Source organism: Thioclava marina, from assembly GCF_002020135.1.
GTDB classification, from domain to species: Bacteria; Pseudomonadota; Alphaproteobacteria; order Rhodobacterales; family Rhodobacteraceae; genus Thioclava; species Thioclava marina.
In genome coordinates this window covers 343,014-361,091 of sequence record NZ_MPZS01000002.1, presented here as the reverse complement: position 1 = coordinate 361,091, position 18,078 = coordinate 343,014, and the positions used below count along the sequence as shown (strand labels likewise).

Sequence of the window (18,078 nt, the reverse complement as noted above, 5' to 3'; positions counted from 1 at the left end):
ATGAAATTCACCCTGTCCTGGCTCAAGGACCATCTCGAGACCGACGCCACCGTCGATCAGATCGCCGAGGCGCTCACCGATCTCGGCCTTGAGGTCGAGGAGGTCGTGAACCCCGCGTCGAAGCTGGAGACGTTTACGCTCGCCAAGGTGCAATCGGCCGAGCAGCACCCCGACGCCGATCGTCTGCGCGTCTGCATGGTCGAGACGGATGAAGGCGTGAAGCAGATCGTCTGCGGGGCGCCCAATGCGCGCGCCGGGATCACGGTCGTTCTGGCCAAGCCGGGCGACTATGTGCCCGGCATCGACGTGACCCTGTCGGTCGGCAATATCCGCGGTGTGGAAAGCCACGGCATGATGGCCTCCGAGCGCGAGCTGGAGCTGTCGGACGAGCATAACGGCATCATCGAACTGCCCTCGGGTGAGGTCGGGCAGAAGTTCACCGATTGGCTGGCGGCAAACCGTCCCGAGGCGGTCGATCCGGTGATCGAGATTGCGATTACGCCGAACCGCCCCGATGCGCTGGGTGTGCGCGGCGTCGCCCGCGATCTGGCCGCGCGGGGCCTCGGCAAGCTCAAGCCGCTGGAGATCCCGGCGGTGGAAGGGGCGTTCGATGCGCCCGTTTCCGTCACCATCGACCCCGCGCTGAAGGAGAAGGGCTGCCCGCTCTTTGCAGGCCGCGTGATCCGCGGCGTGAAGAACGGCCCCAGCCCCGAGTGGCTGCAAAAACGGCTCAAGGCGATCGGTCTGCGCCCGATCTCGACGCTGGTCGATATCACCAACTATTTCACCTATGACCTGAACCGGCCGCTCCATGTCTTCGACATGAAGAAAGTGGCGGGCAATCTGGTGATCAAGCCGGCCGAGGGTGGCGAGGAGTTCCTCGCGCTCGACGAGAAGACCTACACGATGCGCCCGGGCGACATGGTGATCTGCGATGACAATGGCGTCGAAAGCCTCGCCGGGATCATGGGTGGCGAGGCCTCAGGCGCGGATGAGGACACGGTCGATGTGTTCCTTGAGAGCGCCTATTGGGACCCGATCACCATCGCGGCAACCGGCCGTGCGCTGAAAATCAACTCGGATGCGCGCTACCGGTTCGAGCGCGGCGTCGATCCGGCCTTCACCCTGCCGGGGCTCGATCTGGCGGCGCAGATGGTCGTCGATCTCTGCGGCGGCGAGGTGTCGAATGTCGTGATGGACGGCGCTGTGCCCGATGTCAGCCGCGCCTATCGGCTGGACCCGGCCCGCGTGATTTCGCTCGTCGGGATGGATATCCCCGAGGCCACGCAGCGCGAGACGCTGGAAGCCCTGGGTTTCACGCTGAACGGCGACATGGCGGTGCCGCCCAGCTGGCGCCCCGACGTTCTGGGGGAGGCCGATCTGGTCGAGGAAGTGGCGCGCATCGCCTCGCTGACGAAGCTGGAGGGCAAGCCGCTCGCGCGCGAGACCACCGGCGTTCCCGGCGCGATACTGACCCCGATGCAGCAGCGCGAGCGCATGGCGCGGCGCACCACGGCGGCGCTGGGTTACAACGAATGCGTGACCTACAGCTTCATCGACGAGGCCTCGGCCAAGCTCTTTGGCGGCGGCGCGGATGCGACGAAGCTGGAAAACCCGATCAGCTCGGAAATGACCCATATGCGCCCCGACCTGCTGCCGGGTCTGCTGCAGGCAGCAAGCCGCAATCAGGCGCGCGGTTTTGCCGATCTGGCGCTCTTCGAGGTCGGCCCCGCCTTCGCGGGCGGCGAGCCGGGCGAGCAGGTCTTGCAGGCAACCGGGCTTCTGGTCGGACAGTCGGCCCCGCGCGATCCCTTCGGCTCGCGCCGTCCGGTGGACCTTTATGATGCGAAGGCCGATGCCGAGGCCGTGCTGGCGGCGATCGGGGCGCCTGCGCGCGCGCAGATCAACCGCAAGCTCGATGCGTGGTGGCACCCCGGTCGCGCGGGCAACATGGCGCTTGGCCCGAATGTGCTGGCCACGTTCGGCGAGGTCCATCCCAAGGTGCTGCGCGAGATGGGCGTGAAGGGTCCGGCGGTCGCCTTCACGATCCGGCTGGAAAACATCCCCTTCCCGAAGAAGAAGGGCGCGACCCGTCCGGCGCTGGAAATCTCGGATCTGCAGGCGGTCGAACGCGATTTCGCCTTCGTCGTGGATGCATCTGTCGAGGCTTTGACGGCGGTGAACGCGGCGATGGGCGCGGACAAGAAGCTGATCGAGAGCGTCAATGTATTCGACCAGTTCACCGGCCCGAAGGCCGAGGAGCAGATGGGCGCGGGTAAGAAGTCGATCGCGCTGACGGTGCGGATGCAGCCCGCCGACAAGACGCTCACCGATGCCGAGATCGAGGCGGTGAGCAAGAAGATCGTCGAGAAGGTGAGCAAGGCCACAGGCGGCACTTTGCGCGGCTAAGGCTTCTCGCGAGAGAGTTCGGAGCGCTCGGTTCGCAAGGACCGGGCGTTTTCCTTTGCGTACACGGGAGGGCAGGGGCTGACCGCTGGACGGGCGCACGGACCTCTGACGTCGCCGCTCTATCCCTGCCACATCCGCGCGATCTCGCTCCGCGCGCTTCTGTCACCCAAGTGCCCGCCCGAAGGGGTGGTTGGGCGCTGTCCGGGCTGCTTTGCGGCGGTTCCGGGCAAAGCCCCCCAAGGCTCGGGCGCGCCCCTTTCCATTCCGACCCCGCGTCACGCTTCCCAAACCCCGCAAACCCGTTAGGCTTCCCGCGAACAGGGGAAGGAGGAGCCCTTGCGGTTCGACTATCTCATTCTGGGCGGCGGCTCGGCGGGCGCGGTTCTGGCGGCGCGGCTGTCGGAAGATCCATCCGTCTCCGTCTGCCTGATCGAGGCCGGGCGCAAAGCGCGGGATATCTTCGTGCGCGCGCCTGCGCTGGTGGCCGCGATGGTCGCGGGGCGGCCGCCGATCCATAACTGGGCCTATCACACCACACCGCAGCCGGGGCTGAACGGGCGGCGCGGGTTCCAGCCGCGCGGGCGCGGGCTGGGCGGGTCGTCGGCGATCAACGCGATGCTCTATGTGCGCGGCCAGCCCGAGGATTACGACGGATGGGCCGAGGCGGGGGGCGAGGGCTGGGATTGGGACAGCGTGCGCCCATGGTTCCTCGCCTCCGAGCGCAATATGCGTGGCGGCTCGGATTGGCACGGGGCAGAGGGCCCGTTGCAGGTCGGCGATCAGCGCCGTCCGCGTGCGATCAGCCGCGCCTTCGTCGAGGCCTGCGCGGCGGTGCAATGCCCGCCGAACGCGGATTTCAACGCAGGCGAACAGGAAGGCGCGGGGCTCTATCAGGTCACCCAGTTCTGGGATGGTCCGCGCAAGGGCGAGCGCTGCTCGGCCGCCGCCGCCTATCTGCATCCGGTCATGGGGCGCGCGAACTTGACCGTTCTGACCCGCGCGCGGGCCGAGAAGATCGAGATCACGGAGGGCCGCGCGACCGGCGCGGTGATCGTGCAGGGGCGCAAGCGGATGCGGATCGAGGCCGCGCGCGAGGTGATCCTCTCGGCGGGCGCGTTCGGCTCGCCGCAATTGCTGATGCTCTCGGGCATCGGCCCGGCCGATCACCTGCGCGAGCACGGGATCGAACCGCGCCTTGAACTGCCCGGGGTCGGTGCGAACCTGCACGACCATCTCGACTATATTCTCAGCTATACCTCCCCCCGGCGCGATGTCGTAGGACTGAACCCGCGCGGGCTCATGCGGCTTGCACGCGCGGCGGGGGGATGGCGCAAACATGGCGAGGGGCTCTTTGCTTCTCCGATGGCCGAGGGCGGGGCATTCCTGCGGTCGGATCCAAGCCTCACCCGGCCCGATCTGCAGATCCATTTCGTCGTGGGCATCGTCGATCAGCATATGCGCAAGCCGCATCTGGCCGATGGGTGGTCCGCGCATATCTGCCCGCTACGGCCCCATTCGCGCGGCACGCTGCGGCTGGCCTCGCCCGATCCGGATGCGGCGCCGCTGATCGACCCGGGATTCCTCTCCGACCCGCGCGACGCGGCGCTGATGCTGAAGGCCGCGCGGCTCTTGGAGCGGATCACCGAGGCCGAACCGCTCAAGCCATGGCGCGGGCGCAGGCTCTATCCCCATGACGGGACGGACGACGCCCTGATGACCGATATCCGGGCGCGGGCGGATACGATCTATCACCCGGTCGGCACCTGCGCGATGGGGCAGGGCGATCTGGCGGTGGTCGATCCCGAACTGAGGGTGCGCGGGATTGACGGCCTGCGCGTCGTCGATGCCTCGGTCATGCCGCAGCTTGTGTCCGGCAATACCAACGCGCCGACGATCATGATCGCCGAACGCGCGGCCGATTTCATCCGACGCGATCGGTCGGGTGATTGACGCCGTCGCTCCACGGCACCGGATCGAGATCGCGCGGGTTCACTCCTTCCAGGCAAGCCGCATTCACCCCGTACTGGTTCGGGTTCGAGCGGCGCTGGTGATGGGTGTAGATGCCGCAAGTTTTGCAGAAGTAATGCTTCGCCGTCATCGTGCCGAACTGGTAGAGGCTCAGGTTCTCCTCGCCCTTCACGATGCGGATGCCGGTCAGCGGGGCCGAGACCGCCACCGCCCCGCGCCGCCGACAGAAGGAACAGTCGCAGCGCCGCTTCGTGCTCAGCCCGTCCGAGAGCGTCACCTCCATTTCCACGGCGCCGCAATGGCAGGTCAGGCGATGGGGCGTCTGGATCTCGGGAAACATCAGCGTCTCCTCGGAACTTGGGGAATGTTGGTGGTGGCAAACCGCGCCTCGGGGAAGGGGGGATGGCCATGGGTCAGGCGCCAGAAGAGCGGCCCCCCAAGGCGATGCCAGAGCGGCACGATCAGGATCAGCCCGGCCACGAAGCCCCCGATATGAGCCATATGCGCAACCCCCGCCCCGGTGCCGGTCGAGATCTCGTTGAGGATCTGCATCGCGAACCACAGCCCCAGAACCAGCCAGGCGGGCACGGGCCAGATCTTGAAGAAGACGATGAAGAAGAACAGCACGTCGATCCTTGCCTTGGGATAGAGCAGCAGATAGCCCCCCATCACCCCCGCGATCGCCCCCGAGGCGCCGACCATCGGCACCATCGCATCGGGCTCGCTCGCGACCTGCGCCAGCGCCGCCGCCAGACCACAGGTAAAGTAGAAGGCGAGGAAGAACCACGGACCGAGTCGGTCTTCGAGATTGTCTCCAAAAACCCATAAAAACAGCATGTTGCCCGCGAGATGCAGGATGCCGCCATGCAGGAACATGTGGGTGATGAGCCCGTGCCAGGCGAGGCCCTGAGTGATCGCTGCGGGCCACAGCGCATTCTCCATGAAGAAGTCGCGCATGTCGAAGCCCCAAGGCGCGATCATCACGTAGACGATGCAGTTGACCGCGATCAGGATCCAGGTGACCCAGGGCGTGTTGTAGGAAGGATTGTGATCGCGAAACGGGAACATGGCGCGAGTGGGCCATGCCCGCGCGCGCCGGTCAAGCGCCCTATTGCGTCGCCACGATGACGCTTTTCCCGTCCGAGACCAGCTCGAGCCGGTCAGCCGCGATTTTCACCGCATCCACGCGGGCGATGTTCGAGCGAAAATCTTCTTCGACCTGCATCATCGCCTCGGGACACATCATCCTGGTCCCCGCAAGCTCGCCGATGCGAACGCGCCCCTCATGCTCCGAGATGCGCCCGTTATACCGGTTGCAGCCCGAGGCGCCCGCGATCAACCCTTTCTCGGGATGGGTCAGCGTCACCTCGATCCCGGCGGGGACCGGCTTGCCGCCGATCTTGACCACTTCCCAGATCACATTGGGTGCCACCGCCTCGAGCGGATCGCGCGGCTCTTCCTTGCAGCCTGCCAGCAGCCCCGCGCCCAGAACGGCTCCGATCAAGATCGCACGCATTGTCTGTCCCCGTATTTCTTTCCCCGGCACAAGCCCGGAGCGGGCCGGTCCGGCCCTCGCCAGGACAATTTACTGCCCCGGTTTGCGTCCCCTTACCCCGTCGATGCGCCCGCGACCATTCACGCCCACGTGAGGGGCGGTGAATTGTTGCGACATCGCCCCGCATCCTCCTTGGCCTGCCCGGCGGTTATCTCTATGATCGCGAGCCGCGACAGGAGGAGTCCCATGATCAACGAACTCGGGCATTTTGCCCTGATTCTCGCTTTTGCCGTTGCCATCGTGCAGGCGGTAGTGCCGCTGGTGGGTGCGCATAAAGGCTGGCGCGGCTGGATGGCCGTGGGCGAACCGGCCGCCATCGCGCAGTTCCTGCTCATCGCGGTGAGCTTTGCCGCGATCACCTATGCTTTCGTGGTCTCGGATTTCTCGGTGAAGCTGGTCTGGGCAAACTCGCATACCGACAAGCCGATGCTCTACAAGGTCACCGGCGTCTGGGGCAACCACGAGGGCTCGATGCTCCTGTGGGTGCTGATCCTCGCGCTCTTCGGCGCGGCTGCCGCGTGGTTCGGTGGCGCCCTGCCGCCGCGCCTGCGCGCCCGCGTGCTGTCGGTTCAGGCCTGGATCGGCGTCGCCTTCCTCGGTTTCATCATCTTCACCTCCAACCCGTTCCTGCGTCTCGCCGAGCCGCCCTTCAACGGCGAGGGGATGAACCCGCTCCTGCAAGACCCCGGTCTCGCCTTCCACCCGCCCTTCCTCTATCTCGGCTATGTCGGCCTCTCGATGGCCTTCTCCTTCGCGGTGGCCGCGCTGATCGAAGGCCGCGTGGACGCCGCCTGGGCGCGCTGGGTGCGCCCGTGGACGCTGGCCGCGTGGATCTTCCTGACCATCGGCATCGCGCTTGGCTCCTGGTGGGCCTATTACGAGCTCGGCTGGGGTGGCTTCTGGTTCTGGGACCCGGTCGAGAACGCGTCGTTCATGCCGTGGCTTCTGGCGGCGGCGCTGCTGCACTCGGCCATCGTCGTCGAGAAGCGCGAAGCGCTGAAGTCGTGGACCATCCTGCTCGCGATCATGGCCTTCGGTTTCTCGCTGATCGGCACCTTCATCGTGCGTTCGGGCGTGATCACCTCGGTGCACTCCTTCGCCTCCGATCCGCAGCGCGGCATCTTCATTCTCGCCATTCTCGCGATCTTCGTGGGCGGCGCGCTGACGATGTATGCCTTCCGCGCGACCTCGATGCAGGCCAAGGGCGTGTTCTCGATGGTCTCGCGCGAGACTGCGCTGGTCATCAACAACATCCTTCTGGCCGTCGCGGCGCTGGTGGTTTTCGTCGGCACCGTCTGGCCGCTGGTCGCGGAGATGTTCTTCGGCCGCAAGCTCTCGGTCGGGGCGCCCTTCTTCGATCAGGCCTTCACGCCGTTCATGGTGATCCTCGCGCTGATCCTGCCGGTCGGCGCGATGATGCCGTGGAAGCGCGCGCGCCTTGGCCGCGTGGCGAAGCCCCTGATCCCGGCTTTCGTGTTGGCGCTCGCGATGGGCGGGCTCGCCTGGTCGGTCGAGAGCGGCAATTCGATGCTCGCTCTGATCGCCGTCTTCCTTGGCTCGTGGCTCGTCTTCGGCGCCGCGACCGAACTGTGGCAGCGGGCGGCTCGCAATTTCGGCCGCCTCAAGCGCCTGCCGCGCGCCGATTGGGGCAAGGCCACCGCCCATGCGGGGCTCGGCATCACCTTCATCGGGATCGGCCTTCTGACCGCCGGCCAGATCGAGGATATTCGCGTCGCCAAGCTCAACGAGCCCTTTACCGTGGACGGCTACCAGATCACCCTGACCAAGGTCGAAGAGGTGAAGGGGCCGAACTACATGTCTTCGACCGGCACGATGACGGTCGAGAAGGACGGCAAGCTGATCGGCACGATGCATCCCGAGAAACGCGTCTACCCGGTGCAGCGCATGCCCACGACCGAAGCCGCGATCCACACCACGCCGCTGGGTGACATCTACCTCGTGATCGGCGATCCGCAGCAAGATGGTGGCTACGCGGTGCGCACCTATATCAAGCCCTTCGCGGACTGGATCTGGGCGGGCGCGATCATCATGTCGCTCGGGGGCTTGCTGAGCCTTTCGGATCGTCGCTACCGGGTGGCGGCGGGTGCCCGCAAATCGCGCGCGGTCCCGGCTCAGGCGACGCCGGCGGAATAAGAGATGCTTATGAAACTCCTCCGTGTATTCGCGCTGCTTATCGCGGCGAGCCTCTCGGCCGGACCGGTCCTCGCGGTCCAGCCCGACGAGATCCTGAAAGACCCGGCACTCGAAGCGCGTGCCCGCGAGATTTCCAGGGTCCTGCGCTGCCCGGTCTGCCAGGGCGAGAATATCGACGACTCGAACGCCGTTGTGTCGCGCGACCTGCGGCTTCTGGTGCGCGAGCGGCTCATTGCGGGCGATACCGACAGCCAGGTGATCGACTATGTCACCGACCGCTACGGTGAATATGTGCTCTTCGAGCCCGAGAAGAGCGGGGCGAACCTGCTGCTGTGGTATCTTGGACCCGGCGCACTGATCCTCGCGCTGATCGGCGGGTTCTTCTATGTGCGCTCGCGCCGCAACGCCTCGGAAGGCCCGGCCGCGCCCGCGCTCTCGGAAGACGAACAGAAGCGCCTGAACGAGCTGATGGGAGAGTGAGGGGCGCTGCCCCTCTTTGCTGCGCAAATTCACCCCGGGATATTTGAACCAATTCGAAGGCGGAATTGCTTTCGAGTTGGAAAAAATATCCCCGCCGGAGGCATCCGACCCCGTCCTCGGCACCACGAGGCGGCATTGTGACGCACCGTTCCGCTTTTCGATTTTCCGTGCTTCGCTATCGTGGCGGCGAAGCGAGGTTAGGGAGGCGCGCGATGTTTCAGGCAATTGAGTATTCCTGCGAGGGCGGGGTTGCGGTGATCACACTCAACCGGCCCGATGTGATGAACGCGCTCAACACGCAGATGCGCGCGGAGATTCTCGAGGCGATGAAGCAGGCCGAGACGGAGGCGCGGGTGATCGTGCTGACCGGGGCGGGCAGGGCTTTCTGCTCGGGTCAGGATCTGGGCGACGGGGTGGCGGCGGCCGGGCTCGATCTGGAGCGGGTGCTGCGCGACGAATACGAGCCGATGCTCAAGGCGATCTACGACAGCCCCCTGCCGGTGATCTCGGCGGTGAACGGGCCTGCGGCGGGGGCGGGGGCGAACCTTGCGCTGGCTGCCGATGTCGTGATCGCCTCGGAAGCCGCGAGTTTCATTCAGGCTTTCACGCGGATCGGTCTGATGCCGGATGCGGGCGGGACCTATTGGCTGCCGCGTCAGGTGGGCTTTGCTCGTGCGATGGGACTGGCGCTGTTCGCCGACAAGGTCTCGGCTCGGCAGGCGGCGGACTGGGGCATGATCTGGGAGGCCGTGGCGGAGGTCGATTTCGATCACCACTGGCGCGCACGGGCCGCCCATCTGGCGAATGGCCCGACGGCGGCCTACCGGGCGGTGAAACGCTCGCTGCGCGAGGGCTATGCGAATGACCTCTCGCAGCAGCTGGAGTTGGAGGCCGAGTTGCAGGGCGGCCTTGGAGAGAGCCACGATTTCCGCGAGGGCGTCCTGGCCTTCCTCGAAAAGCGCGCCCCGAAATTCGAGGGCCGCTGAGCGCGCCGCGATCTTGCCAAGCCCGCCCGCCCGCGCTAGCCAGAGCGCGCTGCGGGCGTGGCGAAATGGTAGACGCACGGGACTTAAAATCCCTTGGGCTTAGCCCGTGCCGGTTCGAGTCCGGCCGCCCGTAGCGGATTTTCCAAAATGTGAGCCGTCGTGATCTCTCGCCTATGCGGGCACGAGGGGCGGCGGGCCAATCGAGGCTTGTCTGGCGCGCCTGTGCCCCCTAAACCCGGGGGCAAGCAAGGGGGGATTCATGGCTCGCAGACCGACCGGCCCGGCCGACGACCGGCCCAAGACGAAGAAAATCGGTGCGCTCAGGGGGCTTGGGCCCTTCATCGCGCCGTATCGGGGGCTCGCCTTCGGGGCGCTCCTGGCGCTGATCGCCACCGCTTCGATCTCGCTGATCCTGCCGCTGGCGGTGCGCCGTGTGGTCGACGGGTTCCAGCAAGGTGCGGCGCTGCTCGATCAGTATTTCTTCGCCGCTCTGGTGATCGCGGGTCTGCTCGCGCTGGGGACGGGGCTGCGCTACTACCTTGTCACGCGTTTCGGCGAGCGGGTTGTCGCGGACATCCGCAAGGCGGTGTTCGATCGGGTGATCTCGATGAGCCCGGCGTTTTTCGAACGCATCCTGACCGGCGAGATCATCTCTCGGATCACCACCGACACGACGCTGATCCTTTCGGTGATCGGCTCGTCGGTTTCGGTCGCGCTGCGCAACGTGCTGATCTTGATCGGCGGTCTGGTGATGCTGCTCTTCACCTCGGCCAAGTTGACGGGTCTGGTGTTGCTGGTCGTGCCGGTGGTCGTGGTGCCGATCGTGGTGCTGGGGCGGCGGTTGCGCGTCTTGGGACGCGAGAACCAGGACTGGATCGCGAATTCGTCGGGCTCGGCTTCGGAGGCGCTGCTGGCGGCGCAGACCGTGCAGGCTTTCACCCATGAGGCGCTTACGCGCGAGCAGTTCTCGGGCGTGACCGAGAAGGCTTATCTCTCGGCCAAGAAGCGGATCGGGACGCGCGCGGTGATGACCGTGATCGTGATCTTCCTCGTATTCGCGGGCGTGGTGGGGGTGCTCTGGATCGGCGCGCGCGACGTGCGCGGTGGCCTGATGAGCGTGGGCGAGCTGGTGCAGTTCGTGATCTACGCGGTGATGGTGGCGGGCTCGGTGGGCGCGCTGTCGGAAATCTGGTCGGAGCTGCAGCGCGCGGCGGGCGCGACCGAGCGTCTGGTGGAGCTTTTGCAGAGCGAAGACCAGGTGAAGGACCCCGAGCATCCCGTGCCGCTGCCGATGCCCGCAAAGGGCGCGATCCGCTTCGAGGATGTGAGCTTCCATTACCCGTCGCGGCCTCAGGCCTCTGCGCTCGATCATGTCGATCTCGAGATCGCTCCGGGCGAGACCGTGGCGCTGGTCGGGCCCTCTGGCGCAGGCAAGACCACGGTGATCCAGCTGATCCAGCGGTTCTGGGATCCGGAAACCGGCAAGGTCACCATCGACGGCTATGACCTGCGCGACATGGCGCGGCATGATTTCCGTCAGGCGATTGCGCTGGTGCCGCAGGATCCGGTCGTCTTCGCGGCCTCGGCGCGTGAGAATATCCGCTTTGGCCGTCCAGATGCGTCCGATCGCGAGGTCGAGGAGGCGGCGCGCGCGGCCCATGCCTATGACTTCCTCGAAGCGCTGCCCGATGGGTTCGACACCTATGTGGGCGAGCGCGGTGTGATGCTTTCGGGCGGGCAGAAACAGCGCATCGCGATTGCACGGGCCATTCTGCGCGACGCGCCGATCCTGCTGCTGGATGAGGCGACCTCGGCGCTCGATGCGGCGTCCGAACGCGAAGTTCAGGCGGCGGTGGATCAACTGGCCAAGACGCGCACCACGGTGATCGTGGCGCACCGTCTGGCCACCGTGAAGAAGGCCGACCGGATCGTGGTCTTCGACGAGGGTCGGATCGTGGCGCAGGGCACGCATGACAGCCTCGTGGCCGAGGGCGGCCTTTATGCCGAGCTGGCGAAGCTGCAATTCACCGACGGGGTGTAATACGCAGCAGTCGCGTGGCGCGGGGCAATGAGCCCTGTGGCCGCGTGCGCCCCGCTGGCCCTTTCCTCATGTGGAATTCCTCAGCCGTTTTCCCCCTGTCCTCCATCGCCTGCTTGCGCCATCCTGTCGGCAGGTCCGGGGATGGTCCGGCATATCCAAGAGGAGAGTGACATGGGTCTTTGGAGTTTCATGAAGGGTGCGGGCAAGTCGCTGTTCGGCGGTGAGGCCCATGCGGGCGAAGCGCCGAAGGAAGAGGCGCTCAAGGCGGAGCTGAAAGAGCTCGGACTTGACGATAGCGGCGTCGATCTCGCGGTCGAGGGCGACAAGGTGATTGTCAAGGGCAAGGCGGTCGACGCCGAGACCAAGGAAAAGATCATCCTCGCGGTGGGCAATGTCGATGGCGTGGCCAGCGTCGAGACCGAGGACGATGCCGACACGTCCGACGCGACCTTCCACACCGTCGAGAAGGGCGACACGCTTTGGGCGATCGCCGAGAAGACGCTGGGCAACGGTTCGAAATATCAGGCGATCTTCGAAGCCAACAAGCCGATGCTCAAACATCCCGACAAGATCTATCCCGGTCAGGTGCTGCGCATCCCCAAAGCGTGAGCCGGGCAGGGCAAATCATGCAGGAGGGCGCCTTTCGGGGCGCCCTTTCTCTTGACGCGATAGTCTTGTTTCCCCACGTCAAAATTTCCATGACGTGACGTTTCGCAAGGGCACGCCCCTTGCCGCCCGTGGCGTTTTTGCCGCATCCTGCTTTACGGGTCGTACACGGAGGAGCGGGCGACCCTCGGGAGGATGAGAATGCAGAGATTTGCGACAGTAGCCGACCGTGATGCGGTCGAGGCCGAGAAACCCTGGGAGGCGCGCAACCGCCCCGCCACGATCTACGGTTTCCTGAGCGAGGCAAAGGCGGCCCATGCCAATCGCCCGGCATTGTCGTTCCAGATCCTGTCTGGTCCCCAGGACAAGGCTGAAACGCTGAACTGGACGCAGCTTCATGCCAAGGTCACGCAGGCCGCGAACCTTCTCCATCACCTCGGCGTCGGCCCGACCGATACGGTGGCCTATCTTCTCCCCAATTCGCTCGAGACGGCGATCACGCTGCTTGCGGGGGCAACCGCCGGGATCGTGAACCCGATCAACCCGCTGCTCGACGCCGAGCAGATCGCGGGCATCCTGCGTGAGACCAAGGCGAAGGTGCTGGTCACGCTCAAGGCCTTCCCCAAGACCGATGTCGCGCAGAAGGCGGCCGAGGCCGTCCGCCTCGCCCCCAATGTCGAGGCTGTGCTTGAGGTCGATCTGAACCGTTATCTCACCCCACCAAAGAGCTGGATCGTGCCGTTCGTGCGGCCCAAGGTCGAGACGAAGCACCATGCCAAGGTGATGAATTTCAACACCGAGGCGGCGAAACTCCCGGGCGACCGGCTGATGTTCGAGGATGTGCAGGAAGACCGTGTTGCGGCCTATTTCCATACCGGCGGAACCACCGGCATGCCCAAGGTCGCGCAGCACAAGTATTCCGGCATGATCTACAATGGCTGGCTTGGCGGGCGGCTGCTGTTCGATGAGACCGACGTGATGATCTGCCCGCTGCCGTTGTTCCACGTCTTCGCCGCCTATCCGATCCTGATGTCGGCGATCGCGAGCGGGGCGCATGTCGTCTTCCCGACCCCTGCGGGGTATCGCGGCGACGGGGTGTTCGACAATTTCTGGAAGCTGGTCGAGCGCTGGCAGGTCACTTTCCTGATCTCGGTGCCGACCGCGATCTCGGCGCTGATGCAACGCCCGGTCGATGCCGATATCTCGTCGCTGCGCACCGCGATCTCGGGCTCGGCGCCGCTGCCGATCGAGCTTTACAACCGCTTCAAGGCGGCCACGGGCGTCGAGATCTGCGAGGGCTATGGCCTGACCGAAGCGACCTGCCTGGTGTCGGTGAACCCGGTCGATGGCGAGAAGAAAGTGGGCTCTGTCGGCATCCCGCTGCCTTACACCCATGTCCGTATCCTCAAGAAGCGCAATGGCAGCTTCGACGAATGCGCGCGCGACGAGGTGGGCGAGATCTGCGTTGCCAATCCCGGTGTGTTCGAAGGCTCGACCTATACGGAAGCCGACAAGAACCACGACCTCTTCGCCGAGAACCGCTTCCTGCGCACCGGCGATTTGGGGCGCATCGACCCGGATGGCTATCTCTGGATCACCGGTCGCGCGAAGGATCTGATCATCCGCGGCGGGCACAATCTCGACCCGGCCGAGATCGAGGACGCGCTGTTGTCGCATCCTTCGGTCGCTTTTGCCGGGGCGATCGGCCAGCCCGACAGTTTCGCTGGCGAACTGCCCTGCGCTTATGTGGAGCTTGTGGCCGGGGCATCGGTCACGACCGAGGAATTGCTCGAACACGCCAAGAAGAACATCCACGAGCGTGCCGCCGTTCCGAAGCATCTCGAGATCATGGACGAGCTGCCGAAAACGGCCGTCGGCAAGATTTTCAAGCCCGACCTGCGCAAGATGGCGATCATGCGGGTTCTCAACGCCGAGCTGGAGCTGGCCGGGATCGCGGCGCATGTGATCTCGGTCACCGAGGACAAGAAACGCGGCCTCGTGGCCCATCTCGCGACAAAGGGCGCGTGTGACGAGGATGCGTTGATGCACAAGCTGGGCGAATTCACCGTCCCGTGGGACTGGGCGCGCTGACCTCTGCGTTTCCTGAAGCTGACCAATCAAGCGTCGCCTTCTGGGCGGCGTTTTGATTTGGGAAACATTGTGGCACCGGCTCGCCCCCGCGCCGCCATATTGTCCCGCTGCAGTCCAAATCTCTCCCGATTCGTAGCGTTTACTCTCCCTCAATCAGATCCCGCACCCGGCAAGGAAACGGGGCGATTCGATCAGAGGCAGAGCAGAAGGCACTGGGACGATGGCATTGGGGCGTCTTTGGAAAGCGATGATCGCGCTTGCTACGGCAAGTGTGCTGTCTGCTGGGGCGGCCCAGGCGCTGAGCGTCGATCTGATCACCAACGGCACCTTCGAGAGCGGTTCGCTGTCGGGCTGGTCCACCACCGGCAATGCCGCAGGAGAGACCTTCGTCGTCAATGATGGCACGCCGGTCAACAATTCTCGGGGCTTGCCGTTCCAGCTGCCGTCCGGGCTTGCAAGCAAACTCGGCACGATCGGGAAGTCCCCGGAGGCGCGGGGCGGCAGGATCGAACCGATTTCCGGCCTCTATGATACGATTTTCAGACCGGTCTATTCGGGCGTCGCGACGCTGACCCAATACTTTACCGTGCCCGACGAGGTGATCTCCGCAACCTTCGATTTCACCGCGCGGGTGGGGCTCTTTGGTCTCTATTCGGATCCCAATCATCAATTCCGCGTTTCCGTGGTCGATCAGCTCGGCGATGTGATTCAGGAAGTCTACGCGACCGCGACGGGCGGGATACAGCTGGGCAACGGCACTGCGACCACGCTCACCTTCGATCTGACGACGCTGTTGCAGGCCAATCAGGGGCAGACCCTGGGCGTGCAGTTCGCGCTCGAGGCGCAGACCTGGCAGATGAATGTCTCGCTCGACGATATCGCGATGATGGTCGAGACGCCCGCCACCGTGCCGCTGCCCGCGAGCGCGTGGATGATGCTGGCGGGGCTTGGATTGTTCGGTGCGCTCGGCTGGAAACAGCGCCGCAGGGCCGGAGAGGGCGGTGCGCCGAGCTGATCCTCGCACGCCAGATTTAGCGACCCGACAAACGAAAGCGACGCGCAGCCTCAAGGCTTGCGCGTCGTCTTCGTTTCATCTTTCGAGGAAGATTGGTGGACCTGACGGGAGAGGAATCGAACCACCTCTTCCAGGTTCTCGAAGACTGGGAACGCCATCTCGCACAACTTGACCTAGACGGTCTGGGGGTGCGTGATGAAAATCTCCACCCATAATTTCAATAGGTTAGCGCCGCCCTCGACGGCTAAGAAGCCGAAAGCGAGCAAGCCGACGCCGTTCTCGTTGCGCCTAACGTTCGCAGAACGGGCGCAGCTCGAACAGGACGCGGCGGATATGTCCCTTGGGGCATATATCCGAGAACGGCTGTTCGGTGAGGATGCTGCGCCGCGAAAAACGCGCGGCAAAGCTCCCGTGAAGGACTATGAGGCTTTGGGGCGCGTTCTGGGTGCGCTCGGCTCGTCGCGCCTGTCGTCCAACCTCAACCAACTTGCCAAGGCCGTGAACACGGGATCACTGCCCGTCACGCCCGAAACCGAGGCGGAACTGCGCGAAGCTTGCGCGGCGGTGCTGGTGATGCGCGAAGAGCTTCTTATGGCACTCGGGCGCGGTGTTTATCGCGACGAGCCTGGGAGCGAGCCATGATCCTCAAGGCCAAAGAACGCGGCGGCGGGGCGCAACTTGCCCGCTATCTGCTCTCGATGCGCGAGAACGATCATGTCGAGCTGCATGAGGTTCGCGGCTTTGTCAGTGATGATCTGCTAGATGCGTTTCGGGAACTCGATGCCATCGCCGCTGGAACGCGCTGCAAGAACTACATGTTTTCGGCGAGCCTGAACCCGCCTGGTGGTGCCGATCCCACCGTCGAGGACTTCGGCAAGGCTGCCGATGCGGTCGAGCGCAAGCTCGGCCTCGAAAACCAACCCCGCGCTATCGTCTTCCATGAAAAGGACGGGCGGCGACATGCGCATGTCGTCTGGTCGCGGATCGATGCAGAACGGATGCGGGCGATCAACATCTCGCACTACAAGCTGCGCCTGCGGGACGTATCCCGTGAGCTGTTCCGCGAACATGGTTGGGAGATGCCGAAAGGCTTGCTCGATTGGCGCGAGCGCGATCCGCTCCGCTACACGCTGCAAGAATGGCAACAAGCGCGGCGCGTCGGCCTCAACCCCAAACAGATCAAGACGCTCTTCAAGGAATGCTGGGAGCATTCGGATTCGGCTTCCGCCTTCGCCCAAGCCCTCAAAGAACGTGGGTTCACTCTTGCGCGCGGTGATCGGCGCGGTTTCGTCGCTGTCGATTATCGCGGCGAGGTCTATTCCGTGGCGCGTCAGGCAGGCGTGAAGACGAAGGATGTCGCGGAACGCCTCGGCGATCCCGAGAACGTGCCTTTGGTCGATGAGGCGCGGCAGGCAATCGCTGCGCGGATGTCCGAACGCCTCAAGGGCTTTGTCAGACAGTCCGAACTCGAAGCTGCGCGGGGCCAGAAGGCGCTGGAATTCGAGCGAAGCGAAATGGCTGGGCGGCATCGGCAGGAACGGCAGATGCTCCACGATGCTCTGGAGAAGCGCTGGATCGCGGAAACCAACGCGCGGGCGGCGCGGCTGCCGCGCGGGTTTTCGGGCGTCTGGAAAAGGATCACGGGCGGTTACGCCAAGATCAGGGAACAGAATGAGCGTGAGGCGTGGAATGCCCTTCTGCGGGATCGGGCCGAACGCGACAAGCTGGTTGCCAGTCAACTCGATGAACGCCGCGATCTGCAAAGGCACATCCGAGAACAGCGGGAACGGCAGCAAGCCGATCTGCTCCTGCTACGCGAAGATATCGCCCGTTACCAGGAAATGAACCTGCCTGAACGCTCCAGCCCGCACCGCGAGAAGGAGCGCGAAGGGCGAAAGCGCGGACGCGGGCCTGATTTCGGATTCGAACGATGATAGATAAGGAGAAGAACATGGAACAATTCGAATGTATCGCCTATGTGCCGCGCCGCATCTTCGATCTCTACGAAGCGGCCTATGCGGGCACGTCGGAAACCCGTGAATGGGGAGAGGAATCTCAGCGGATAGCCCGCGAGGCAAGCGATGCCGATCACTTCTACGCGGAACGCTTTATGCTCTTGTATGAAAATCAGGACCTGCACGGACCCGTGAAGGTTGTCGTTGTAGACGATCCGTCGCTGGACCGCGTGTATGAGGTCCTACCGCACAAGATGCATTGAGGGACGTGCCCAGGCGGCGCAAGCGCCGCCAGCGTATCAGTCGAACTCGACCGCAACAGGGACAAACGTGCAGACATCTTCGGCCCACTCTTCATGGTCCTCGGGAAGCTCATCGGCGTTGCGGCAGGCGGCTTCGGCGTTCTCGGCATCGATGATGATCGTGCGTTCGATATAGATGGTTTTTGAAACTAGGTAGGCAGGCATCTTCTTGTCCTTTCTTGTTTTGGTGGAGGGCGCGCTCATGCGCGCCCGCTTTCGTTTTGCCCGTCGCCGCCGTTCGGCTCGTCGAGGGGCTGACGCAGGACGATGCGGCCATTGATCGGGACGACTTCAAGTTGGAGCGTATAGCCTTTCCCGTCCCTGTGCCGCCATGCGGCGCCGACCTTGTTCCAGAAAGACTTTTCGCCCTTGTCGGTGACGTGCCAGGCGAGGAACTCGGGCGCGTTGGGCTGCTGGTTGTCGGGTTTCGTGTTTGTCCGTGCCATGATGGGGCTCCTTTGGTTTGTGGTTTGGCTCGTTACGCCATTCCGCAAGACCGCAGGGAGAAGGTCGGGC

The 18,078-nt window shown here is 64.7% G+C and carries 17 protein-coding genes and 1 tRNA gene; 13 read left to right on the top strand and 5 right to left on the bottom strand.

Annotated elements, in window-relative coordinates; all coding sequences use genetic code 11:
• The gene (gene pheT, locus BMG00_RS11955) at window positions 1–2,409 is read left to right on the top strand and encodes a phenylalanine--tRNA ligase subunit beta (RefSeq protein WP_078574493.1); all 2,409 of its coding nucleotides are present in this window, start codon (window positions 1–3) and stop codon (window positions 2,407–2,409) included.
• A 336-nt stretch (window positions 2,410–2,745) separates the two neighbouring features.
• The gene (locus BMG00_RS11950) at window positions 2,746–4,359 is read left to right on the top strand and encodes a GMC family oxidoreductase (protein ID WP_078574492.1); all 1,614 of its coding nucleotides are present in this window, start codon (window positions 2,746–2,748) and stop codon (window positions 4,357–4,359) included.
• Here the strand turns inward: BMG00_RS11950 and BMG00_RS11945 are convergent.
• The 3 genes from BMG00_RS11945 to BMG00_RS11935 are packed head-to-tail and all read right to left on the bottom strand — an operon-like array spanning window position 4,331 to window position 5,893.
• Complete coding sequence (locus BMG00_RS11945; RefSeq protein WP_078574491.1) at window positions 4,331–4,717, bottom strand: GFA family protein; 387 nt, start codon at window positions 4,715–4,717, stop codon at window positions 4,331–4,333. The two genes, BMG00_RS11950 and BMG00_RS11945, sit on opposite strands and share 29 nt — an antisense overlap.
• The gene (locus BMG00_RS11940) at window positions 4,717–5,445 is read right to left on the bottom strand and encodes a rhomboid family intramembrane serine protease (protein ID WP_078574490.1); all 729 of its coding nucleotides are present in this window, start codon (window positions 5,443–5,445) and stop codon (window positions 4,717–4,719) included. Before BMG00_RS11940 ends, BMG00_RS11945 begins: the two co-directional genes overlap by 1 nt.
• A gap of 40 nt (window positions 5,446–5,485) precedes the next feature.
• On the bottom strand, window positions 5,486–5,893 hold the full coding sequence (locus BMG00_RS11935; RefSeq protein WP_078574489.1) for an META domain-containing protein: 408 nt from the start codon (window positions 5,891–5,893) through the stop codon (window positions 5,486–5,488).
• 225 nt (window positions 5,894–6,118) lie between these two features.
• Between BMG00_RS11935 and BMG00_RS11930 the strand changes: the two genes are divergently transcribed.
• From BMG00_RS11930 to BMG00_RS11880, 11 genes are all read left to right on the top strand, one after another.
• The gene (locus tag BMG00_RS11930; protein ID WP_078574488.1) at window positions 6,119–8,086 is read left to right on the top strand and encodes a heme lyase CcmF/NrfE family subunit; all 1,968 of its coding nucleotides are present in this window, start codon (window positions 6,119–6,121) and stop codon (window positions 8,084–8,086) included.
• 9 nt (window positions 8,087–8,095) lie between these two features.
• Window positions 8,096–8,566 carry a cytochrome c-type biogenesis protein gene (locus BMG00_RS11925; protein WP_078574487.1) on the top strand — a complete coding sequence of 157 codons (471 nt, stop codon included), beginning with the start codon at window positions 8,096–8,098 and terminating at the stop codon, window positions 8,564–8,566.
• Between the two features lie 212 nt (window positions 8,567–8,778).
• Window positions 8,779–9,552, top strand: coding sequence for an enoyl-CoA hydratase-related protein (locus BMG00_RS11920; protein ID WP_078530480.1), 774 nt, complete (start codon window positions 8,779–8,781; stop codon window positions 9,550–9,552).
• Window positions 9,553–9,603: 51 nt separating this feature from the next.
• A tRNA-Leu gene (locus BMG00_RS11915) sits at window positions 9,604–9,685 on the top strand.
• A 126-nt stretch (window positions 9,686–9,811) separates the two neighbouring features.
• Window positions 9,812–11,593 carry an ABC transporter transmembrane domain-containing protein gene (locus tag BMG00_RS11910; RefSeq protein ID WP_078574486.1) on the top strand — a complete coding sequence of 594 codons (1,782 nt, stop codon included), beginning with the start codon at window positions 9,812–9,814 and terminating at the stop codon, window positions 11,591–11,593.
• A gap of 171 nt (window positions 11,594–11,764) precedes the next feature.
• A complete protein-coding gene (lysM, locus tag BMG00_RS11905; RefSeq protein WP_078530482.1) occupies window positions 11,765–12,202 on the top strand; it encodes a peptidoglycan-binding protein LysM in 438 nt (145 codons plus the stop codon).
• A 198-nt stretch (window positions 12,203–12,400) separates the two neighbouring features.
• On the top strand, window positions 12,401–14,290 hold the full coding sequence (locus BMG00_RS11900; RefSeq protein ID WP_078574485.1) for an acyl-CoA synthetase: 1,890 nt from the start codon (window positions 12,401–12,403) through the stop codon (window positions 14,288–14,290).
• Between the two features lie 220 nt (window positions 14,291–14,510).
• Window positions 14,511–15,305 (top strand): PEP-CTERM sorting domain-containing protein, encoded by a 795-nt coding sequence (locus tag BMG00_RS11895; protein ID WP_078530484.1) that lies wholly within the window; start codon window positions 14,511–14,513, stop codon window positions 15,303–15,305.
• A gap of 195 nt (window positions 15,306–15,500) precedes the next feature.
• A complete protein-coding gene (locus tag BMG00_RS11890) occupies window positions 15,501–15,947 on the top strand; it encodes a hypothetical protein (RefSeq protein WP_078574484.1) in 447 nt (148 codons plus the stop codon).
• A complete protein-coding gene (locus tag BMG00_RS11885; RefSeq protein ID WP_211274130.1) occupies window positions 15,860–17,239 on the top strand; it encodes a relaxase/mobilization nuclease domain-containing protein in 1,380 nt (459 codons plus the stop codon). The genes BMG00_RS11890 and BMG00_RS11885 overlap by 88 nt, the downstream gene beginning before the upstream one ends.
• Before the next feature lie 17 nt (window positions 17,240–17,256).
• Window positions 17,257–17,523, top strand: a complete 267-nt coding sequence (locus tag BMG00_RS11880; protein ID WP_078574482.1) for a hypothetical protein — start codon at window positions 17,257–17,259, stop codon at window positions 17,521–17,523.
• A 36-nt stretch (window positions 17,524–17,559) separates the two neighbouring features.
• Here BMG00_RS11880 and BMG00_RS11875 read toward each other — a convergent pair whose 3' ends face one another.
• Both BMG00_RS11875 and BMG00_RS11870 read right to left on the bottom strand, forming a co-directional pair.
• A complete protein-coding gene (locus tag BMG00_RS11875) occupies window positions 17,560–17,766 on the bottom strand; it encodes a hypothetical protein (protein ID WP_078574481.1) in 207 nt (68 codons plus the stop codon).
• A complete protein-coding gene (locus BMG00_RS11870; protein WP_078574480.1) occupies window positions 17,763–18,008 on the bottom strand; it encodes a hypothetical protein in 246 nt (81 codons plus the stop codon). Before BMG00_RS11870 ends, BMG00_RS11875 begins: the two co-directional genes overlap by 4 nt.
• Between the last annotated feature and the right edge of the window lie 70 nt (window positions 18,009–18,078).